Origin of the sequence: Collinsella aerofaciens ATCC 25986 (assembly GCF_010509075.1) — a bacterium.
Lineage (GTDB): Bacteria > Actinomycetota > Coriobacteriia > Coriobacteriales > Coriobacteriaceae > Collinsella > Collinsella aerofaciens.
In genome coordinates this window covers 1839581-1858135 of record NZ_CP048433.1, presented here as the reverse complement: position 1 = coordinate 1858135, position 18555 = coordinate 1839581, and the positions used below count along the sequence as shown (strand labels likewise).

Annotated in this window: 18 protein-coding genes; 5 read left to right on the top strand and 13 right to left on the bottom strand. The window is 63.4% G+C overall.

Going from position 1 to position 18555, the window contains the following annotated elements:
- Positions 1-97: 97 nt before the first annotated feature.
- The 6 genes from GXM19_RS08385 to trhA form a co-directional block, all read right to left on the bottom strand.
- Entirely contained in the window at positions 98-1504 is a 1407-nt protein-coding gene (locus GXM19_RS08385; RefSeq protein ID WP_040359671.1) for a polysaccharide deacetylase family protein, read from the bottom strand.
- Positions 1505-1576: 72 nt separating this feature from the next.
- Entirely contained in the window at positions 1577-2332 is a 756-nt protein-coding gene (locus GXM19_RS08380) for a PRC-barrel domain-containing protein (protein WP_006235736.1), read from the bottom strand.
- Complete coding sequence (locus GXM19_RS08375) at positions 2332-2721, bottom strand: YtxH domain-containing protein (RefSeq protein ID WP_035136593.1); 390 nt, start codon at positions 2719-2721, stop codon at positions 2332-2334. The genes GXM19_RS08380 and GXM19_RS08375 overlap by 1 nt, the downstream gene beginning before the upstream one ends.
- A 136-nt stretch (positions 2722-2857) precedes the next feature.
- Complete coding sequence (locus GXM19_RS11145; RefSeq protein ID WP_006235738.1) at positions 2858-3691, bottom strand: cyanophycin synthetase family protein; 834 nt, start codon at positions 3689-3691, stop codon at positions 2858-2860.
- A gap of 24 nt (positions 3692-3715) precedes the next feature.
- Positions 3716-5089, bottom strand: a complete 1374-nt coding sequence (locus GXM19_RS08365; protein ID WP_006235739.1) for a hemolysin family protein — start codon at positions 5087-5089, stop codon at positions 3716-3718.
- Positions 5090-5199: 110 nt separating this feature from the next.
- A complete protein-coding gene (gene trhA, locus GXM19_RS08360; RefSeq protein WP_006235740.1) occupies positions 5200-5883 on the bottom strand; it encodes a PAQR family membrane homeostasis protein TrhA in 684 nt (227 codons plus the stop codon).
- A gap of 186 nt (positions 5884-6069) precedes the next feature.
- On the opposite strand from trhA, the gene GXM19_RS08355 reads away from it, so the two are divergent.
- Complete coding sequence (locus GXM19_RS08355) at positions 6070-7035, top strand: alpha/beta hydrolase (protein WP_006235741.1); 966 nt, start codon at positions 6070-6072, stop codon at positions 7033-7035.
- 133 nt (positions 7036-7168) lie between these two features.
- On the opposite strand, the gene GXM19_RS08350 is transcribed toward GXM19_RS08355, so the two are convergent.
- The 6 genes from GXM19_RS08350 to GXM19_RS08325 form a co-directional block, all read right to left on the bottom strand.
- A complete protein-coding gene (locus GXM19_RS08350) occupies positions 7169-8374 on the bottom strand; it encodes a DUF362 domain-containing protein (protein ID WP_006235742.1) in 1206 nt (401 codons plus the stop codon).
- Positions 8375-8526: 152 nt separating this feature from the next.
- The gene (locus tag GXM19_RS08345) at positions 8527-9432 is read right to left on the bottom strand and encodes an IS3 family transposase (RefSeq protein WP_082222915.1); all 906 of its coding nucleotides are present in this window, start codon (positions 9430-9432) and stop codon (positions 8527-8529) included.
- Entirely contained in the window at positions 9375-9884 is a 510-nt protein-coding gene (locus GXM19_RS11140; RefSeq protein ID WP_006234611.1) for a helix-turn-helix domain-containing protein, read from the bottom strand. Before GXM19_RS11140 ends, GXM19_RS08345 begins: the two co-directional genes overlap by 58 nt.
- A 209-nt stretch (positions 9885-10093) precedes the next feature.
- A complete protein-coding gene (locus tag GXM19_RS08335) occupies positions 10094-12766 on the bottom strand; it encodes an ABC transporter permease (RefSeq protein ID WP_006235743.1) in 2673 nt (890 codons plus the stop codon).
- An 8-nt stretch (positions 12767-12774) separates the two neighbouring features.
- A complete protein-coding gene (locus GXM19_RS08330; RefSeq protein ID WP_040359674.1) occupies positions 12775-13488 on the bottom strand; it encodes an ABC transporter ATP-binding protein in 714 nt (237 codons plus the stop codon).
- Between the two features lie 134 nt (positions 13489-13622).
- Positions 13623-13982: an IS110 family transposase gene (locus GXM19_RS08325; RefSeq protein ID WP_050766140.1), complete on the bottom strand. Its 360-nt coding sequence runs from the start codon at positions 13980-13982 to the stop codon at positions 13623-13625.
- A 250-nt stretch (positions 13983-14232) separates the two neighbouring features.
- On the opposite strand from GXM19_RS08325, the gene istA reads away from it, so the two are divergent.
- Both istA and istB read left to right on the top strand, forming a co-directional pair.
- Complete coding sequence (istA, locus tag GXM19_RS08320; protein WP_006234496.1) at positions 14233-15465, top strand: IS21 family transposase; 1233 nt, start codon at positions 14233-14235, stop codon at positions 15463-15465.
- On the top strand, positions 15465-16238 hold the full coding sequence (istB, locus tag GXM19_RS08315; protein ID WP_006234495.1) for an IS21-like element helper ATPase IstB: 774 nt from the start codon (positions 15465-15467) through the stop codon (positions 16236-16238). The genes istA and istB overlap by 1 nt, the downstream gene beginning before the upstream one ends.
- On the opposite strand, the gene GXM19_RS08310 is transcribed toward istB, so the two are convergent.
- Positions 16228-16770: an IS110 family transposase gene (locus tag GXM19_RS08310; protein WP_050766167.1), complete on the bottom strand. Its 543-nt coding sequence runs from the start codon at positions 16768-16770 to the stop codon at positions 16228-16230. The two genes, istB and GXM19_RS08310, sit on opposite strands and share 11 nt — an antisense overlap.
- A 379-nt stretch (positions 16771-17149) precedes the next feature.
- On the opposite strand from GXM19_RS08310, the gene GXM19_RS11135 reads away from it, so the two are divergent.
- Both GXM19_RS11135 and GXM19_RS08300 read left to right on the top strand, forming a co-directional pair.
- Complete coding sequence (locus GXM19_RS11135; protein WP_006234481.1) at positions 17150-17659, top strand: helix-turn-helix domain-containing protein; 510 nt, start codon at positions 17150-17152, stop codon at positions 17657-17659.
- Positions 17602-18507, top strand: a complete 906-nt coding sequence (locus GXM19_RS08300) for an IS3 family transposase (RefSeq protein ID WP_082222915.1) — start codon at positions 17602-17604, stop codon at positions 18505-18507. The genes GXM19_RS11135 and GXM19_RS08300 overlap by 58 nt, the downstream gene beginning before the upstream one ends.
- The last annotated feature ends 48 nt before the right edge of the window (positions 18508-18555 follow it).

Here is an 18555-nt window from a genome sequence, read left to right as displayed (position 1 = left end):
AATCGTAGCCCGAGACGGTCCCGGGCTGACAATTTCGACTGTAATGGACGTTCTTTGACATAGTCATTGGGGACGTTCTTAAATGACTACCCAATAACTACTCTGCGGTGTCGTCGTCCTCGGCAAGTTGGGGGAACACGGCGTCCTTGGGCATGGCGACCTTCGTCAACGAGGTGAGCTTTTTGCTCAGCGACGTGTCTGTCTTGACCAGGTCGCTGAGCGTCACGATCTTGTAGCCGTCGGCGACAAGGCCGTCGATAATCTGCGGCAGCGCCTCGAGTGTCTGCTCGGCGCATTCGTCTCTATCGGTGAGCAGCACGATATTGCCCGGCGTCACCGAATCGAGCACCGTCGAGACCTGTTCGTCGGCACCGTTGAGCAGCCAGTCGCCCGAGTCGATATTCCACGAGACCACGGCGGAGACCAGGTCCATCGCATCAATCCAGTTTTGCTCGTCAAAGGCAGCGTAGGGAGCACGCAGCAGCATCGTCTTCACGCCGGTCGCCGACTTAATCGCGTCGGTGCCTTTCGTGATCTGTTCGCGTACCGCCTCACGGTCCTGACCCTTGAGCGAATCGTCGCTATAGCTGTTGGATCCGATCTCGCACCCAGCATCGACAATCGCCTTGGCCGTGGCAGGCGAGGCCTCGACCGCATCGCCCGAAAGGAAGAACGTCGCGGTGACGCCCTTTTCCTTGAGCACCTGCAAGATCTGCTTGGTAGCGCCGCTCGGACCCTCGTCAAACGTCAGCGCCACATACTTTTCGTTACCCTTGGGCGCCACGCTGGCGCACGCAACGACGCAATCGGTGGCGGGCACAACCTCGCCGCGGTCTTGCGTCTTGCCCGACTGCTCACCAACCCACACCTCGGAGCGGCCCTGGACACCCCACGTCTGCACATACTCGATAGCGCCCGTACCCTCGACCTTGAGCTTGGGCTCGATAACCGTAGCCTGAACCTCGTGCTTCTCGTAGGTGTTACGGCCATCCTTGACCGTCACCTTCTCGCCGCCCTCAAGCTCGCGGCTGTCCCATTTGCCCTGCTTCACGCGCTTGCCGTCGACCTTCACCGACAGCTTTTCGCCCCCATGGCGCTTGAGCACGCTGTCATCGACGGCCAGCAGGTCGCCTGCGTCGTAGGTGTCAGTCAACTCCTGGTCGTCGATGAGATTCTGCAGCGTAGAGCCCACACGCACCGCGGTCTTCTGGCCGTTGAGCTCCACGTCCACACTGCGGTTGACGTAGCCCACGACGGCAGCGATAAACAGCACGAGCGCACAACCCACGGCAATGAGCGCATAGGGCAGGCGAGACGAACGACGGGGCGTACGGCTGTTGCCGATGCGAGCGCTGCGGTCGCTAAAGCCGCGGCTATGGTTGAGATACATCGCGCCGGGCTTACGGTGACGCTTGCGCTGACCGCTGGGCAGCTGCCCCAGGTCGCGGCGCGCCGTCGGACGCGCACCCGAACGCCCGTTTAAGTTGGATCCGTTTTGGCGCATGTGCCCTCCCCCATAAACACAGCAAGCCGGAGCAACAGGTCTCCGGCTTGCCTCCCATCATTTGGTACGTCGCTATTTTGTAGCTTTTGACGAGCCTCCGCTCGCCTTTTGGTATTCGTCCTTAAAGGCCTTGAACATGCCGCGCGTCTTGCCGAGCTGCTTGCCCAGTGCGCGACTGCCCTTGTCCACGGCAACCGATCCCTTGTCGTCGAGCACCTTGGCGCCCTTTTTGACCTTGTCGCCCACCACGACGCTTGCCTCGGCAGCCTTTGCGGCGGCGCCGCCCGAATACCCGAGCGACTTGACCTCGTCCGAAACAATCATCGCGCCGTCCGCATAGCCGCGCAGCATCGTCGGCGGCACCTGCGTGTCACCAACCAAAACACTCGAAGCAGCACCGGCGGTCACATAGAATGCCTGCACGATGCCCGAGCGTGGCTTGAACTCAACGTCCGAGCAATAGCCCACGACGTCGCCTGATTCCGTGCGCACGTCCATACCGACCCAGATGATGCAATCGTCCAGGTTGATGTCGAGGCGCTTGGCAGCGGCGGCATCGTACGTGTCCTTGACGTCATCGACCGCAATGGCGCCCTCGTAGACACCAATGGCGTCGAGCGCTACGAATCGATCGGGGCGCTCGATCATGCCCGCGATATCGGACTGACGGACCATAAAGCCGACCACGCGCGTACCGCCCGGGGTAAAGACCGGAAAGTGAATCTTTCCGAGCTTTTTAGGGCTGCGCGGCGTGCCGTCCTTTTTGGTGCGCTTGTCCTCGGTAGGCTTGCGATAAATCTTGGCGCCGACAAAATCCCCGGCGCGCATTATGCCTCGGTCGAGGGCTCCGCAGCCTCGGTATCAGCCTCGACGGCGTTCTCGACCACGACGTCGGCGGCAGGCGTCACGTTGCCGCCCGAAATGGCGTCGTTGAGCTGCTCGCGCAGCTGGTCCATGCGCTCGCGGGCCAGGTCAACCTTAGCGCGCAGGTCGTCGGTCTTGGCATCGACCATCGGGCCAAAGTCATTCACCGCAGCACGGGCCTCCTCGGCGCTGTGCTCGTAGGTGTCGCGCATATTGTCCCAGGCGTCGTTGGCGATATCGGCAGCCATGGCGCGGGTCTCGGCGCCCGAGCGCGGGGCCAGAGCAACGCCGACAATAGCGCCGGCAGCGGCACCAAAAAGTGCGCCGGAGACAAAGCTGAAAGTCTTACCCATGATCATTCCTCTCCTGCGGGCACGTCGGTGCCCACCGTTTGAATGCTGTCCATTATACCCGCAGCGCATCACTTGCCGCTCCGCTCATCTGCGTACGGCAAAGGCGCAGGTACGTGATGGTGATAAACGCGTAGGCCTACTCCTGAGGCATAGCTGGCATGGTCACCGTGGCACCCGGGTCCTCGCCGGCGCCGTCCACGAGCGGCAGGCCGCCCTCATGCGCAGGTCCTGCCGGAATCGTCGCCGCACCGCCAAAGACGGCAGCGGAGGCCTCGTGGTTCTCGGCAACCGCGCCCTCGGTATCAATCGCCACCTGGGGCTCGTCGTCAAAGTTGGGGACGCCCTGGGGCTCGGTGGGAACGGGCCCGGCGGTCGCATCGGCAACGGGCTCGGCGTCGACCGGCACATCGCCCTCGTCAGCGCCCTCGTCCTCGGCAGCATCTTCGCCGTTCGCAGCGGCGACGGCCTCGTGAGGATCCTTGCCCTCGGCCTCGGCGCGCATGCCCAACACCAGGTTGCGCAGACCCGCGACCGTGCCTTCCACGTCGGGGGCAGGCTGGTCGGCGTGCAGGTACGCCCAGTCCATCATAAAGGTGGCCGACGACAGCGCACCAATGGCCAGTGCGTCATCGGGGCACGAAAGCTCAACCTCAAAGACGCGCTCGTCGTGCTCGCTTACGCGCGTGCGGCCGCACGAGATGCTACCGGCAAGACCGGTCTCGTTCATGAGCTCAACCGTCACGTGCTCCAGCAGGTGGCAGAGCTCGGTCTGGCCCATGCAGTCCTGGAACTCGCGACCGGAATCACCCAGGCACAGGTGCTTGGCAATCGCCGGCACCAGGTAATACACGCGCGCCGTGGCCTCGATATCCTCCGAGGTCATGAGCGGCATGCCGGGGTTCACCAGCACATGCGCGCAGATCTTGTCCTCGCTGACGGTGACCTTAAGGATGTTGAACAGGCCTGCCATAACTCTCCCCTACTCTTCCTTGCCCTACTCGTCGCCATCGTGCGGATCCACAGAGCCCGCACCCGACGCCGCCGGCTTCTCTGCCGAAGACTCGGAATCCTTCTTATCGGTTTCGGCCGGAGCGATCACGCGAATGAGCGAGATGCGCTGGCCACGCATCGACTGAACTTTAAACTTGTACCCCGCGACCTCAAACACCTCTCCGATGTCGGGCACCGAGTCGCAAAGCTCCAAAATCCAGCCGGCGATGGTCTCATAATCATCGCTTTCCTCGAGCGGCCAACCAAGCTCAATCGCGTCATCGCACGAAAAACGCCCATCAACGAGCCACTCGCGGCGCGAAAGGCGCGTGAGATACTTGTTGTCGGGGTCGAACTCGTCCTCGATCTCGCCGACGATCTCCTCGACGATATCCTCGATGGTGATAATGCCGGCCGTGCCGCCGTACTCGTCCACGACCACCACGATCTGGTCGTGCGAGGTCTGCATCTCGGACAGTAGCGGCAGGATGTCCTTGGTGTCGGGCACAAAGGTGGCGTCGCGCAAAAAGCCGGCGATGGGCTGGTCACCCTTGCCGTCGAGCGCAGGTTGGATCAGGTCCTTGATGTGCGCAATGCCGGCGACGTTGTCGGGATCCTCGTGATAGACGGGGATGCGGCTGAAGCCGGTCTGGCGCATGGTGGACAGCACGTCGGCGACCGTCTCGTCGTCCTCGCACATGGTGGTGTCCACGCGCGGCACCATGACCTCGCGGGCAACGGTATCGCCCAAGTCAAAGATCTCGTGGATCATACGCTTTTCCTCGTCGAGCAGGTCGTCCTGCTCCGAGACCATGTACTTGATCTCTTCTTCCGAGACGTTTTGGCGGTCGTCGGCGCTCTTGATGCGCAGGATGCGGGCCAGGCCATCGGAGCAGGCGCCGGTCAGCCACACGAGCGGACGGGCGATCTTTTGGAAAAACGACAACGGTCCCACGACCTGCTTGGACACGCCCTCGGCATTGGCCAGGCCGATGCGCTTGGGGACGAGCTCGCCGATCACGATGGACACGAAGGCGACCGCGACGGTGATGATGACCGGCGCCAGGCCGCGCGCGATGGCGGAGAGCGGCGCGATGCCAAAGCTCATGAGCCACGTGGCGAGCGGGTCGGACAGACTCGTCGAGGCGACGGCGGACGAGGCGAAGCCCACGAGCGTAATGGCAACCTGGATGGTGGCGAGCAGCTGGTCGGAGTCGGCAGCCAGCTTAATGGCACGCTCGGCGCGCTTGTCGCCTTCCTCGGCCTCGTGCTCCAACACGGCGCGCTTGGCCGTGGTGAGCGCCATCTCGGACATAGAGAAGTAGCCGTTGATGAGGGTCAAAACGAGGGTGGTGATAAGGGAGATGGTTATGTCCATCGGGAGTTTCTCGAACCTCCAAGATTCGGGACGTCAGGTTAAAACGTTGATGGCGGATACGGCAATTGCACCGGCGCCCAAACGAGAACGCGGGCGCGCAGGCGTGGTCGCTAGATTACGAAGAGGATCACCGCCATGAACTGGAAGATGCTGCCGGCGAGCACCCACAGGTGAAACACGCTGTGCAGATAGCGCACGTTTTTGGCGATATAGAACGGCACGCCCGCGGTGTAGCACACGCCGCCGACGGCGAGCAGGGCAAGTGCCACGGGGTTGAGCAGCGCAACAAGTTCGGGCAGCTTAAAGACAACGAGCCAGCCCATCAGCAGGTAGACCAGGCCGCTTACCCAATGCGGCTGGCGCTCGCGTAGGAAGCACTCGAGGGCGATGCCGATGATGGCGATGGCCCATACGGCAAAGAACAGCACAGCGCCGCCGTCGTTTGCGAGCGTGATGAGGCAAAACGGCGTATAGCTGCCGGCTATGAGCAGGTAGATGCAGCTGTGGTCGATGATGCGAAACACGCGCTTGGCGCGCGCGGGCTGAATCGCGTGGTAGAGCGTGGAGGCTAGGTATTCGAGGATAATGCTGACGCCATAGACAATCGCCGCGGCCATATGGGCCGGGCCTCCGCCGCGCAGGGCGGCGAATACGATCAGGAGCACCAGGCCCGCGATACCCAGCAGGCAGCCGACACCATGGGTGACGGAGTTCATGATCTCCTCACCCACTGTGTAGTGTGGAACGACCGCGGTCTTGGGTCGCGGCTTAGAACTGTCGCTCGAATCGGACATGCCGGTTACATCCTCCAACGTAAAGAGTTCTCAACACTATATCAAAGCGTCTAGGTACGTGCGAAATTTGCACCATACGTGACCCTTTGTTTACCCATTCTTTGCCTGTTGACGCATCAACGGCGAACGTCCATAATGCGCTTGCATTAAATGTTGATGTATTAACATCTTATAGGAGAATACCGCATGGCTCAAAACGCACGTTCCCATCGAAAGCTCAAGATAGCCGGCATCGTTGCACTGGTGGTTGTCGTTGCGCTGCTCGGATTTGCCGGCAACTTTCTGTTTGACTTCGCGCTGAATCCCCGCGCGCCATACACCATGAAGATGATGCAGGATAGCAAGAACGACAAAGAAGGTGAGCAGCCGGATGCCGAGGATACCGAGGCGCGGGCATGGTTTAAAGAGAACCGCAAGAGCAGCAACCTCACCGCGGACGACGGGACCGAGCTTGCCGCCTGGTATTTTGCTGCGTCGGAGAGCACGCACGACTACGCCGTCTGCCTGCATGGATATACCAACGAGCCCATCGGTATGGCCCGATACGCCAAACGCTTCCACGACCGTGGCATGAACGTACTCGCACCCGCCGCCCGCGCCCACGAGCGCTCCGGCGGCGACTATATCGGCATGGGCTGGCCCGAGCGCCTCGACATCGTCGCATGGATCGAGCGAATCGTTCAGGCTGACCCCAAGGCGCGCATCCTGGTCTTTGGCGAATCCATGGGCGCGGCGACCGCCATGAACGTCGCGGGGGAACCTCTGCCCGCAAACGTGAAATGCATTATCGAGGACTGCGGTTATACGAGTGTTTGGGACGAGTTTTCTCTGCAGCTCAAGGACGTGTTCGGCCTGCCCAGCTTTCCCTTGCTCGATGTAGCAAACTTGGTGTGCAACGTGCGCGCGGGCTACGACTTTCATAAGGCGAGCAGCGTGGAACAGCTCAAGCGCGCGACGGTTCCCATGCTGTTTATCCACGGTGACCAAGACACCTTTGTGCCGTACAGCATGCTCGACCAAAACTACGACGCGTGCGCCAGCAAGGTCAAGCAAAAGCTCACCGTCCATGGCGCCACCCACGCCAAGAGCGCGCAGGTCGACCCCGAACTCTACTGGAACACGGTCGACGACTTCCTCGACGAGTATTTTTAGGCAAATAGTACGGTTTACTGGCCTATCTGACCCCCTAGCACTTCCGAAAAGCCGCCCGTGGGCACTGTGCTCACGGGCGGCTTTTGCTAACAGTTGTGCTACAAAGGCGCTTGTTTTGTCTAATAGCTAGGTGCTACTTGACCTCGATGAGCTCGTACTTGCTCGTGCCCAGGCCGATCTTCTCGGCGTGCGCGATGCACACGCGCCAGTCGGTGTCGGGATGCGTGATGCAGAAGGGATCCTTGGCCTGCTCGCCCTCCAGATGCTCGTGGTTGTGCTCCATCTTGGCCGCGCTATCGGTGAGCTCGGTGTTGGGCAGCGGCTCAGACGCCATGACGGCGTCGGCGCAGGCCTGGTCGATGGCGACCGGGTCGAAGCTCGCGAACATGCCGATGTCGTTGACGATAGGCGTATCGTTTTCGGGATGGCAGTCGCAGTTGGGACTGATGTCCATGGCAAGCGAGATGTGGAAGCTCGGGCGGCCGTCGACGACGGCCTTCGTATACTCGGCGATCTTGCAGTTGAGCACGTCGGCCGCGGCGTCATAGCCGGGCTTGATGCAGTCCTGGTTGCATGCCGCAATGCAGCGTCCGCAGCCCACGCAGCGATCGTGGTCGATGGCAGCCACGTGCACCGTGCGAGTAGCGCCGCTGGCAAGCTCGCGCTCGCGGGTGCCGTCGAACGAGATAGCGTTGTGCGCGCAGATCTTTTCGCAGGCATGGCAGCCAACGCAGTGCTCGGTCGCGACGTTCGGCTTGCCGGCGGCATGCTGCTCCATCTTGCCGGCACGGCTGCCGCCTCCCATGCCCAGGTTCTTCATGGCGCCGCCAAAACCGGCCTGCTCATGACCCTTAAAGTGGGTGAGGCTGATCACGATATCGGCATCCATGAGCGCCTGACCGATCTTGGCCTCGTGCACGTACTCGCCGCCCTCGACCGGGACGAGCGCCTCGTCGGTGCCCTTGAGGCCGTCGGCAATGATGATCTGGCAGCCCGTGGCATACGGGGTAAAGCCGTTCTGGTAGGCGGTATCGATGTGCTCGAGCGCGTTTTTGCGGCTACCGACATAGAGCGTATTGCAGTCGGTGAGGAAGGGCTTGCCGCCCAGCTCCTTCACGACGTCCGCGACGGCGCGGGCGTAGTTGGGGCGCAAAAAGCTCAGGTTGCCCAGCTCGCCAAAGTGAATCTTGATGGCGACGAACTTGTTCTCAAAGTCGATCTGCTCGATACCGGCGTGACGGATGAGGCGCTTGAGCTTGTCGAGCTGGCTCTCGCGAGCATGCGTGCGCAGGTTGGTGAAGTACACCTTAGCGGGTGCTGCGGGTGCAGTTGCGGTCATAGATCTATCCCCTCGGTCTATATGGCGTTACAGACATAAGGGATGGTACCAGTTAAAGCAGAGTTAATGTCAAGCGCGGCACCTAGTCATTGGGGACAGACTTAAATTGAACTGCGTCCCGAATCTTGGCCTTCTTTTATTAGAAGCGAACACTAGGACGCTTTCAATAGCCGTTTCCGAAACTCCACCGGGGTGAGGCCGCCGAGCGCCACCTGGCGACGCCTCGTGTTCCAATGCACGACGTAGGCGTCGAGGTCCCTCTTGAAGGACTCGAAGTCGGCCCACTCGACGCCCCTGAAGAACTCGTCCTTGAGATGCCCGAACACCTGCTCCGTCGCCCCGTTGTCTAGGCAGTTGCCCTTTCTCGACATGCTCTGCCTGGCGCCGTGCCTCCTGAGCTCGCCGGTCCACCTAGGGTGCTGGTACTGCCAGCCCATGTCGCTGTGGACGATCGGCGAGGCCCCGGCCGGCATTCTCGCGAACAGGCGCCTGAGCACCTCCTCCTGCTGGGCCATGTCCGGGCTCGTCGACACCGACCAGGAGACGATCTCCTTCGTGCAGAAGTCGTAGACCGGGGCGAAGTACGCCTTGCCCCAGGGCTGCCTGAATTCCGTGACGTCGGTCCCGAGCTTCTCCCACGGGGCGCCCGCGCGAAAGTCACGCGCTATCAGGTTGTCGAATCTCTCGCCGACCGGGCCGCGGTAGGAGTTGTAGCGATGGTAGTCGGTCTCCCGGCGGATGCCGCAGCGGATGCCGAGCTCCCGCATCATCTTGAGGACCGTCTTGTCCGCTATCCTCGCGCCCAGCTCGGCCCTCAGGCACATCGCTATCTGGCGGTGGCCGCACCCGTTCGCCGTCCTCGAGAAGATCTCGCGCACGGCCTCCCGGAGCTCTGGCCGGGTCGCTCTCGGCGGGTGCGCTACGGCATAGTGGTAGCTCGACGGCGCGAGCCGCGCGGCCGCGAGCAGGTCGCATAGGCGGTGGTGCCCTGAAAGGGAGGCTACGACCTGGGCTTTCTCCCAGTTTGAGAGCTCTTCTCCGCTTTCAGGGCTATCGATTTTTTTAGATACGCCACCTGGGCCTCGAGTTTGCGCACGCGCTCCTCGAGCTCCCGCTCGCGCGTCCGCCCCCCGGGGCCCTCCGGCCTGCCGCGGCGTCCCGGCTCGAGCGCCTCCGGCCCGCCCTCGCGGTACAGCCTGCACCAGCGGTCGAGCGATGTGGCGGCGGCGATGCCGAAGCGGGCCATCGCCTCCGACCGCGGCATCCCCTCGTCCACGACGGCCCTCGCGACGGCGAGCTTGGTCTCCATGTCGTAGGTCCTGCGGCTCTCGCCCATCCCGATCAGCCCCTTCCTCCCGGTTGCCCGGTACGCGTAGAGCCATTTTCTCACCGCCGGGGCGGGAACGTCGAGCTTCTTGGCCGCGAGTTCGAAGCCGAGGCCGGCCTCGAACAGGTCGGCGGCGCGTGTCCTCATCTCGCGACCGTATCTTGCCTTCTTCCTGCGGGGCATTTCCGATGCCTCCCTTTTCTCGAACCTTAATTTCAAAGTCCAAGAAATGGGATGCAGTTCAAATGACTGAAACCACTCATTGGGGACGGACTTAAATGAGTGCCTCGCCACCTGGCAGCTAGGGACGTTCCTTTCCTGCCGGCAGTTGGGGACAGTCCTTGCCAGCACGGCCGGCGAACCGGCGAATCGGCAAAGACTGTCCCCGATGACTACTCCTGCACCTTGAGAGCTTCGGCCAGGCCCACACGTTTGATGGAACGCATGTGCAGCAACGCCACGACCAGGTAGGTCGCAAAGCCAATGCCGACGCATGCAACCATGGACCAAGCGGGCGCATAGATTTCGATATTGCCGTTGTAGGCGAGCAGCATCGAGCGGAAGATGGCCGTGAGCGAGCCAATAATGACCGGCAGACTCAGCACGAGCGACGCCGCCACGCACAGCGTGATCGAGCGGATGTACAGATGCGAGATCTCGCTATCGCGATAGCCAAAGACTTTCATATAGCTAATCGAACGGGCGCTGTGGTCGATCACAGCCTTGGTCAGTAGATACATAAACAGCAGGAAGATAAACACCGCGAGGCCAACCATCATGCCGATCATTTTGCTCATCATGCCGATGAACTGGTCGCCCACGGCGCGCATGTCGTCGGGCGTGGTGTCGCCGGCAAAGTAGCGCGCGTCGAGGTCGAGCTTCTCGTCGCTCACATAGCCGTTAAAGTAGGCGGCGTCGTTGTCGAACAGCTCGTTAAAGTCGTCGATACTCATATAGATATTCATGTCCGACTTGGAGCCCCAGGCACAGTCCTTGCCCGCGCACTCAAGAGAATAATGCTCGCCCTCGTACTTGTCGTCGAGCGTGACCTTCTGGCCCTCGCTCCAGCCAAACTTGTCGAGCAGGCCGCCGCCAAAGACGACACAGCCGCCGCCGACGTCCAGTCCTTTCCAGTAGCGCGAATCGGATGAAATGCCGTAGACGGAAATCGTCTCCTGCCCATTACCATCACCGCGGTCGTACTGCAGCTGGTAGACGGCGTATTTCTCGGCCTGCGCGATTGCACCCGCATCGTTATCGGTCGTATTGACCGGGTGGATATCGTCGTTGTCAGCGTCGATCTTAGAGGCCTTGTCAATCAGGTCGATAGCCTCATCGCGGTTGCAGCCGAGGGCATCGGCAAGATCGTCAAGGCGCGCATAAAGCGCATCCTTCTTGTCCTGGACCTTGGCGAGCGCGTCCTGCGCCGCGGCCAGGCTCTCGGCAGACGGAGATGTGGTCGCGGCATCAGCTGCCGTCTGCGCCGCATCGGCCGCGTCGTCAAGCTCGTCATCGGCATCCTGGGCGGCGGAAAGCAGCGCGCCGTCAACCGACTGCAAGCGCTCGATTGCCGACCACTGCTCGCGCTCCTCGGCGGTACCCTCGAGCTCCACCGGCGCCTTGAGCGTGTACTGGTGCTCGGCGACCAGGCTCGTCTCGAGGTTGTCCGCGTAGTGCGTCATCGTGGGCAGAATCGCCAGGCCAAAGAGCAGCAGCAGCGAGGCAAACGCAATGCCCACGAAGAGCGTGGCGAAGTTGCCCAGGTTGCGCAGGAAGATACGCAGGCGGAAGCGGGAAACAAAACCCATGCGCTCCGGCAGCTGCAAGCCGCGCTTGGTGCCCGATTTGCCGCTCGCCTCGTGACGAAGGAACTGCAACGGCGTCTTGCCCATCTTGCGAAGCAGGCCCACCAGCGTGATGAGGATGAGCGCGGCGGCGGGAACCACGGCGCACTTCACAAAGATCTCCCAGCTCCAGTACACCTGGAAGGGCGGCAGGCTATACGAACCGTAATAGAGGCTGCGCATGGGCTCGGTAAAGAACGCAACGCCGAGCGCAGTGCCCAAAAGCGCCGCGACCACGCCCACGATAGCGGGAAGCGCAAGGTAGTGCAGCACGATCTCGCGTCGACGATAGCCACTGGCGAGCAGCGTGCCGATGATGGCGCTCTCCTCCTCGATGGTGGCGTCGGTAAGGACCACAAAGACGAACGCCATGATCACGATGATGATGTCGAGCAGCGTCATCCACATCATAGAGTCGCCGTCCACGTCATCGCGCGCATAGCCAATGCCCTGATTGGAATCGGAGTCGATCAGATCGTCCACGCGCGCATCGGCGTCGGTCAGTGCCTCGACCATATCTTGCTCAGCGTCGATGCGGTCCGCGGTGGGGAGGTTGCGATCGGTAAAGGTGAAGGAGTAGGTGTAGGTGTAGGCGGGTGCGCCGCCGGCATCTTCGAGCGCGGCAAAGCCGCCATCGGCGACCTCGGCCACGCCGTACGTGATGGTGTTCACCGTAAAGTCCGAATTGTTGAGGAACAGCGCCTGGCTATCGGGCTGAGTCATGATGCCGCAGATGATGTAGGTGCGGCCCTCGAGCTCGACTTTATCGCCCACGGACAGGTTGTTATTGGTGGCAAAGACACGGTCGATGGCCACCTCGTCGTCCGCCTTGGGTTCCTTGCCCTCACAGTAGGACGCAATGTCCACCTTAGCACGGTGTGCATAGGTGCGCAGCGTGCGCTTGGTGCCATCGTCGCCGGCGGTCTTTTTGATGATGGCGTCGATGGAGAAATTCTTGTAGAGCGTGACGCCGCCGACGTCGCCGGCTGCATCCTCGGCGGCCTTGAGTTGATCGTCGGTAACCTCGAAGGAGGTGGTCACGCGGCCGTCCTCAATCGTGTACGCATCGCGCATGTCGTCGATAAGGCAGCCGATGGAATGCGCTGCGAGCAAAAAGCCCGAGGTGAGGGCGATGCTTCCGCACATAAGAAGAAAGATGCCCAGGTACTTGCCGATATTGCGGCGCAGCTCGCGCGGGAGACGTTTTGCGAGAGGCGTCATGGCGCCGCCTACCAATCGAGCTCGGCGGCCGCGACGGGCGACTCGTTGAGCTCATCCTCGACGATGCGTCCGTCGCGCAGGCGCAGCACGCGGTTGGCCATGCGGGCGATGGCGGCGTTGTGCGTGACGATGATGATGGTGCAGCCGTAGGTGCGGTTGACATCCTCCATGAGCTGCAAGATTTCCTTGGACGTCTTATAGTCGAGCGCACCGGTGGGCTCGTCGCACAGCAGCAGGCCCGGGTTTTTGACGAGCGCACGGCCGATGGCGCAGCGCTGCTGCTGGCCGCCCGAAACCTGGCGCGGGAACTTGTTGCGGTGCTCGTAGAGACCCAGCGAACGCAGCAGGTCGTCGATGTTGAGCGGCTTTTTGGACAGGTGTGCCGTGACCTCGATGTTTTCCTTGATGGTGAGATCGGGCACCAGGTTGTAGAACTGGAAGACAAAGCCCAGCTCACGGCGGCGATACTCGCCCAGGTCGGTAGGTTTGAGCACCGTGAGGTCGCAGCCGTCCACCAAAATAGAGCCAGCGTCGGCATCCTCCAGGCCGCCGATCAGGTTAAGAAACGTCGACTTGCCCGAGCCCGAGGGCCCCAGCATGACGCAGATCTCGCCTCGGTTGATGGACGTGTCGATGCCATCGAGTACCGTCAGGCGCGCATCACCGTCGCCGTAGTGCTTTTTGAGATCCTTAACCTGGACGTAGGCTTCCTGCGTTGCCATGGTATCCCCCATTGTTAGCCTAGTACTACTTTATGAACGTAATAGTAAACCTTGGCGAACTATTTTGGGGCGAGAGTGGGGATTTGTTTCAGACTAGTCATTGGGTGTTCCTATAGTTTTGTCAACCGTCGGGGCTACTCCCGGTAGGGCACCCGGTCGCGCATCACGGCGTATATCGCCCTGAGCCGCTTCCTCGCGACGGCCTTGAGCGCCCGCCCGTGCCCCATGCCCCGCGCCCTGCAGGCCCGGTAGTACTCGCCGTAGCGCCCCGAGGACCTCACCAGGCTGTTGCACGAGAAGATCAGCAGGGACTTGAGCCTCGCGTCGCCGCGCCTGGACGCCCTGACCGACCTCACCGACGTGCCGGAGCTCCTCACCCTCGGGGCTATGCCGCAGTACGAGGCCAGGTGGTCGTGGTCCGGGAACCTCCCGATGTCGACCGACACCGCGAGCTGCGCCGCGGTCCTCGGGCCGATGCCGGGCACGGTGAGCAGACACGCGTAGGTCTCGTCGCCCTCGAGCAGCGCCGCCGTCTCGGCCTCGAGGGCCCCGGCCTCGTCGAGGGCCTCCGATATCCGGGCGGCCAGGAACCTGATGTTAGCGCTAATCTAAAATTAACCACTTTCGCAAACGCATCTCGCCGAATGCGCTAACGCGCTTTCGCCGACCCCGCTAACGTACTTTCACCAACTGCGCTAACGGAACTATGCTCCGATCGGGTATCCGACCCGGGAGGAGCGGGATATGGAGCGAAACGTAATGGGAGAGCTGAACGTCTACAGGGGGTCCGGCGCGAAGCCGAACTTCAGCGAGATCGCGAGGAGGCACGGCATGGACCGGCACACGGTCGCCAAGTACTGGCGGGAGGGCGAGGCCGCCGCCGACGGGAGGTCCGCGAGGGGCAGCGCCTTCGACCCGCTCGAGGAGGTGATCCGCGCGAAGGCCCAGCTGCCCGGGATGACCAAGATGGCCGTGTACGCGTTCCTGCGCGAGGGCCGCGGGGAGGGGCTGCCCGGGTACGGCGCCTTCACCGCATGGTGCCGGGGCCGCGACGTGCCCTTCGGGGGTGTGGGCGGCCGCGAGCCGCACCCGCGGTTCGAGACGCCCCCGGGCAGGCAGCTGCAGTTCGACTGGAAGGAGGGCATGAGGCTCGTCGACTCGGAGGGCGAGGTCTTCGAGTTCAGCGTGTTCACCGCGACGCTCGGCTATTCCCGGAAGCACCGCTTCATACCGGTCAGGAGCCGCACGCTCGACGACCTGCTGTCCTGCCTGCTCGCCACCTTCACCCGCCTCGGCGGCGTCCCGGAGGAGTGCATCACGGACAACATGTCGTGCCTGGTGACCGTCTCGGGCCGCAGGAGGACCAGGCAGGAGAGGGCGTGGCGGTTCGCGCGGGAGGCCGGCTTCGAGCTCAGGCTCTGCGCGCCGCGCTCGCCGCAGACCAAGGGCAAGGACGAGTCGGCCAACCGCTTCCTGAACCGCCTGCTCGCCTACGGCGGCGAGTTCACCGGGTGGAGCGGCCTCGCCGAGGCGGTGGCCCGGATCGAGGCCCAGGCAAACTCGGAGCCGAACCGCACCACCGGCCTGCCGCCTGACGCGCTGTTCATGCGGGAGAAGGAGAGCCTGCGACCCATCGGGAACCTCCGTCTCCTCGAGTCGATGGTGGGCGACGTGAGCGTCCAGACCGTCCCGCCGACCATGCTCGTCAGGGCCGCCGGCAGGGAGTGGTCCGTGCCCAGGCGCTGCATCGGCCGGCGCGTGAGCGTCATAGCGATGCCCGGCGGCCAGGTCGTGGTGAGGATGGCCGGCGAGGAGGTCGCCGTCCACGACGCCGCGTCCGGGCCGTCGAGGCCCATCAACTACGACCCCGACCACTATGGGCAGGCCCTCGAGGGGAAGCGCGGCCTGGCCGACGCGGACATCGCCGAGGCCGCGCGCGCCAACCTCGCGCTGCTCGACTCGCTCGGAGGGGCGTGATGGGCGCCGTCGCGGAGGGTAGCCCCTCGATCAGGGCGCAGGCGAACCTCTCCGCGCTCGGGCTGCACGAGATGGCGGCGTCCCTGCCCGACTACGTGAGGATGGTCGCCGCGGGCGAGCGGGGCTTCGCCTCCGCCCTCGAGGAGATGACGCGCGTCGAGGTCGCCGCCCGGGAGGTCAGGATTACCAGCCAGCGCATACGGTCGTCGGGGTTCCCCTACGTCAAGGGGCTGGCGGACTTCGACTGGGACTTCCAGCCGTCGGTCCCGCGCGCCGAGATCGAGGAGCTCGCGACCCTGAGGTTCGTCGAGCGGGCCGAGAACGTCCTGTTCGTGGGGAGCCCCGGCGTGGGCAAGACGCACCTCGCCGTCGCGCTGGGCATCGAGGCGGTCAGGGCGGGGCGCGAGGTCAGGTTCGTGGACTGCGCCCGGCTCGTCGAGGACCTGGAGGACGCCTCGTCGCGCGGCATCCTCAAGAAGAGGCTCAAGTACTACGCCCACTCGAGGCTGCTGATCATCGACGAGCTCGGCTACCTCGACGTCGGTAGCGCGGGCGCGGACCTGCTGTTCCAGCTGATATCGACGCGCTACGAGCAGCGCTCGACGATCATCACCACCAACGTGGGGATCAGCGGCTGGGGCAGGGTGTTCGGGGACGACGTGGCGGCGAGCGCGATCGCGGACAGGGTGTGCCACCACTGCCACCTGGTCAAGATAACGGGCAGGTCCTACAGGCTGAAGGACCTGCCGAGGGACGGTCCCGTCAAGCCGTGACCGGAATCGGTGAAAATACGTTAGCGCAACCGGTGAAACCGCCTTTGCGCGAACGGCACGCCTGTTTAGCGAAACTGGTGAAAAATAGATTGACGCTAACACCCGGGACCCCCGACAGGGAGTCCGGCACGCCCAGGGCGGTCCGCGCGATCACCGCGGCGTCGCGCTCGTCGGTCTTGGCCTCGCCGGCGAACAGGCCCGCGGCGCGGCTGGCGGCGAGCCCGGGCAGGTGGGCGACCCCGAGCCCCGCGGCGCGGGCCCGCCTCACGGCGAGGGACCCTATGTTGCGGAACTGGTCGACGACGACGAGCGTGCCGGCGGGCGCGGAGGCGAACAGCGCGTCGAGCTCGGCCTCCCTGTTGCGGACGGGGGCGCTGGCCAGCACCTCCCCGTCGCGGTCGATCAGGCAGGCCCAGTGCGACGACTTGCCGACGTCCAGGCCGAGCACGGCCGCGGGTCTGGTGGATGGCGCTTTCACGGTGGTATCCTTCCGGTAGTCGTTCGACCGGATGGCCTCCCCCTCGGCACTCACATTACCAGCCGCGGCGCCTGCCCGGCACTTTCCTATCAGCCGTCGGGGGCGGCGCGTCCCGCGCCGGCAGCACCCAACAGGCCCTCTCGGGGGCAGGGACGTTCGGCCGTGCGCGGGCGCCCGGTCGGCGGCCCGTTCTGGGCGCGCCTCAATCGTAGCCCGAGACGGTCCCGGGCTGACAATTTCGACTGTAATGGACGTTCTTAAATGACCAGTCACAAGGGACGCTCTTTCGCCACCCGGCAGTTGGGGACGCTCCTTATCTGCCCCCGATGGCTAGTCATTTAAGTCTGTCCCCAATGAATACTTTTGGTCGTTTGAACTGCATCCCATTTCTTGGACTTTGAAATTAAGGTTCGAGAAAAGGGAGGCATCGGAAATGCCCCGCAGGAAGAAGGCAAGATACGGTCGCGAGATGAGGGCACGCGCCGCCGACCTGTTCGAGGCCGGCCTCGGCTTCGAACTCGCGGCCAAGAAGCTCGACGTTCCCGCCCCGGCGGTGAGAAAATGGCTCTACGCGTACCGGGCAACCGGGAGGAAGGGGCTGATCGGGATGGGCGAGAGCCGCAGGACCTACGACATGGAGACCAAGCTCGCCGTCGCGAGGGCCGTCGTGGACGAGGGGATGCCGCGGTCGGAGGCGATGGCCCGCTTCGGCATCGCCGCCGCCACATCGCTCGACCGCTGGTGCAGGCTGTACCGCGAGGGCGGGCCGGAGGCGCTCGAGCCGGGACGCCGCGGCAGGCCGGAGGGCCCCGGGGGGCGGACGCGCGAGCGGGAGCTCGAGGAGCGCGTGCGCAAACTCGAGGCCCAGGTGGCGTATCTAAAAAAATCGATAGCCCTGAAAGCGGAGAAGAGCTCTCAAACTGGGAGAAAGCCCAGGTCGTAGCCTCCCTTTCAGGGCACCACCGCCTATGCGACCTGCTCGCGGCCGCGCGGCTCGCGCCGTCGAGCTACCACTATGCCGTAGCGCACCCGCCGAGAGCGACCCGGCCAGAGCTCCGGGAGGCCGTGCGCGAGATCTTCTCGAGGACGGCGAACGGGTGCGGCCACCGCCAGATAGCGATGTGCCTGAGGGCCGAGCTGGGCGCGAGGATAGCGGACAAGACGGTCCTCAAGATGATGCGGGAGCTCGGCATCCGCTGCGGCATCCGCCGGGAGACCGACTACCATCGCTACAACTCCTACCGCGGCCCGGTCGGCGAGAGATTCGACAACCTGATAGCGCGTGACTTTCGCGCGGGCGCCCCGTGGGAGAAGCTCGGGACCGACGTCACGGAATTCAGGCAGCCCTGGGGCAAGGCGTACTTCGCCCCGGTCTACGACTTCTGCACGAAGGAGATCGTCTCCTGGTCGGTGTCGACGAGCCCGGACATGGCCCAGCAGGAGGAGGTGCTCAGGCGCCTGTTCGCGAGAATGCCGGCCGGGGCCTCGCCGATCGTCCACAGCGACATGGGCTGGCAGTACCAGCACCCTAGGTGGACCGGCGAGCTCAGGAGGCACGGCGCCAGGCAGAGCATGTCGAGAAAGGGCAACTGCCTAGACAACGGGGCGACGGAGCAGGTGTTCGGGCATCTCAAGGACGAGTTCTTCAGGGGCGTCGAGTGGGCCGACTTCGAGTCCTTCAAGAGGGACCTCGACGCCTACGTCGTGCATTGGAACACGAGGCGTCGCCAGGTGGCGCTCGGCGGCCTCACCCCGGTGGAGTTTCGGAAACGGCTATTGAAAGCGTCCTAGTGTTCGCTTCTAATAAAAGAAGGCCAAGATTCGGGACGCAGTTCAGTT

Coding starts and splice junctions, on each gene's coding strand:
- GXM19_RS11135 (WP_006234481.1), top strand. CDS start 17,150: ATGCCCCGCAGGAAGAAGGCAAGATACGGTCGCGAGATGAGGGCACGC.
- GXM19_RS08330 (WP_040359674.1), bottom strand. CDS start 13,488: ATGGCAACGCAGGAAGCCTACGTCCAGGTTAAGGATCTCAAAAAGCAC.
- trhA (WP_006235740.1), bottom strand. CDS start 5,883: ATGTCCGATTCGAGCGACAGTTCTAAGCCGCGACCCAAGACCGCGGTC.
- GXM19_RS11145 (WP_006235738.1), bottom strand. CDS start 3,691: ATGGCAGGCCTGTTCAACATCCTTAAGGTCACCGTCAGCGAGGACAAG.
- istA (WP_006234496.1), top strand. CDS start 14,233: ATGGAGCGAAACGTAATGGGAGAGCTGAACGTCTACAGGGGGTCCGGC.
- GXM19_RS08335 (WP_006235743.1), bottom strand. CDS start 12,766: ATGACGCCTCTCGCAAAACGTCTCCCGCGCGAGCTGCGCCGCAATATC.
- GXM19_RS08365 (WP_006235739.1), bottom strand. CDS start 5,089: ATGGACATAACCATCTCCCTTATCACCACCCTCGTTTTGACCCTCATC.
- GXM19_RS08350 (WP_006235742.1), bottom strand. CDS start 8,374: ATGACCGCAACTGCACCCGCAGCACCCGCTAAGGTGTACTTCACCAAC.
- GXM19_RS08375 (WP_035136593.1), bottom strand. CDS start 2,721: ATGGGTAAGACTTTCAGCTTTGTCTCCGGCGCACTTTTTGGTGCCGCT.
- GXM19_RS08385 (WP_040359671.1), bottom strand. CDS start 1,504: ATGCGCCAAAACGGATCCAACTTAAACGGGCGTTCGGGTGCGCGTCCG.
- GXM19_RS08380 (WP_006235736.1), bottom strand. CDS start 2,332: ATGCGCGCCGGGGATTTTGTCGGCGCCAAGATTTATCGCAAGCCTACC.
- GXM19_RS08355 (WP_006235741.1), top strand. CDS start 6,070: ATGGCTCAAAACGCACGTTCCCATCGAAAGCTCAAGATAGCCGGCATC.
- GXM19_RS11140 (WP_006234611.1), bottom strand. CDS start 9,884: ATGCCCCGCAGGAAGAAGGCAAGATACGGTCGCGAGATGAGGACACGC.
- istB (WP_006234495.1), top strand. CDS start 15,465: ATGGGCGCCGTCGCGGAGGGTAGCCCCTCGATCAGGGCGCAGGCGAAC.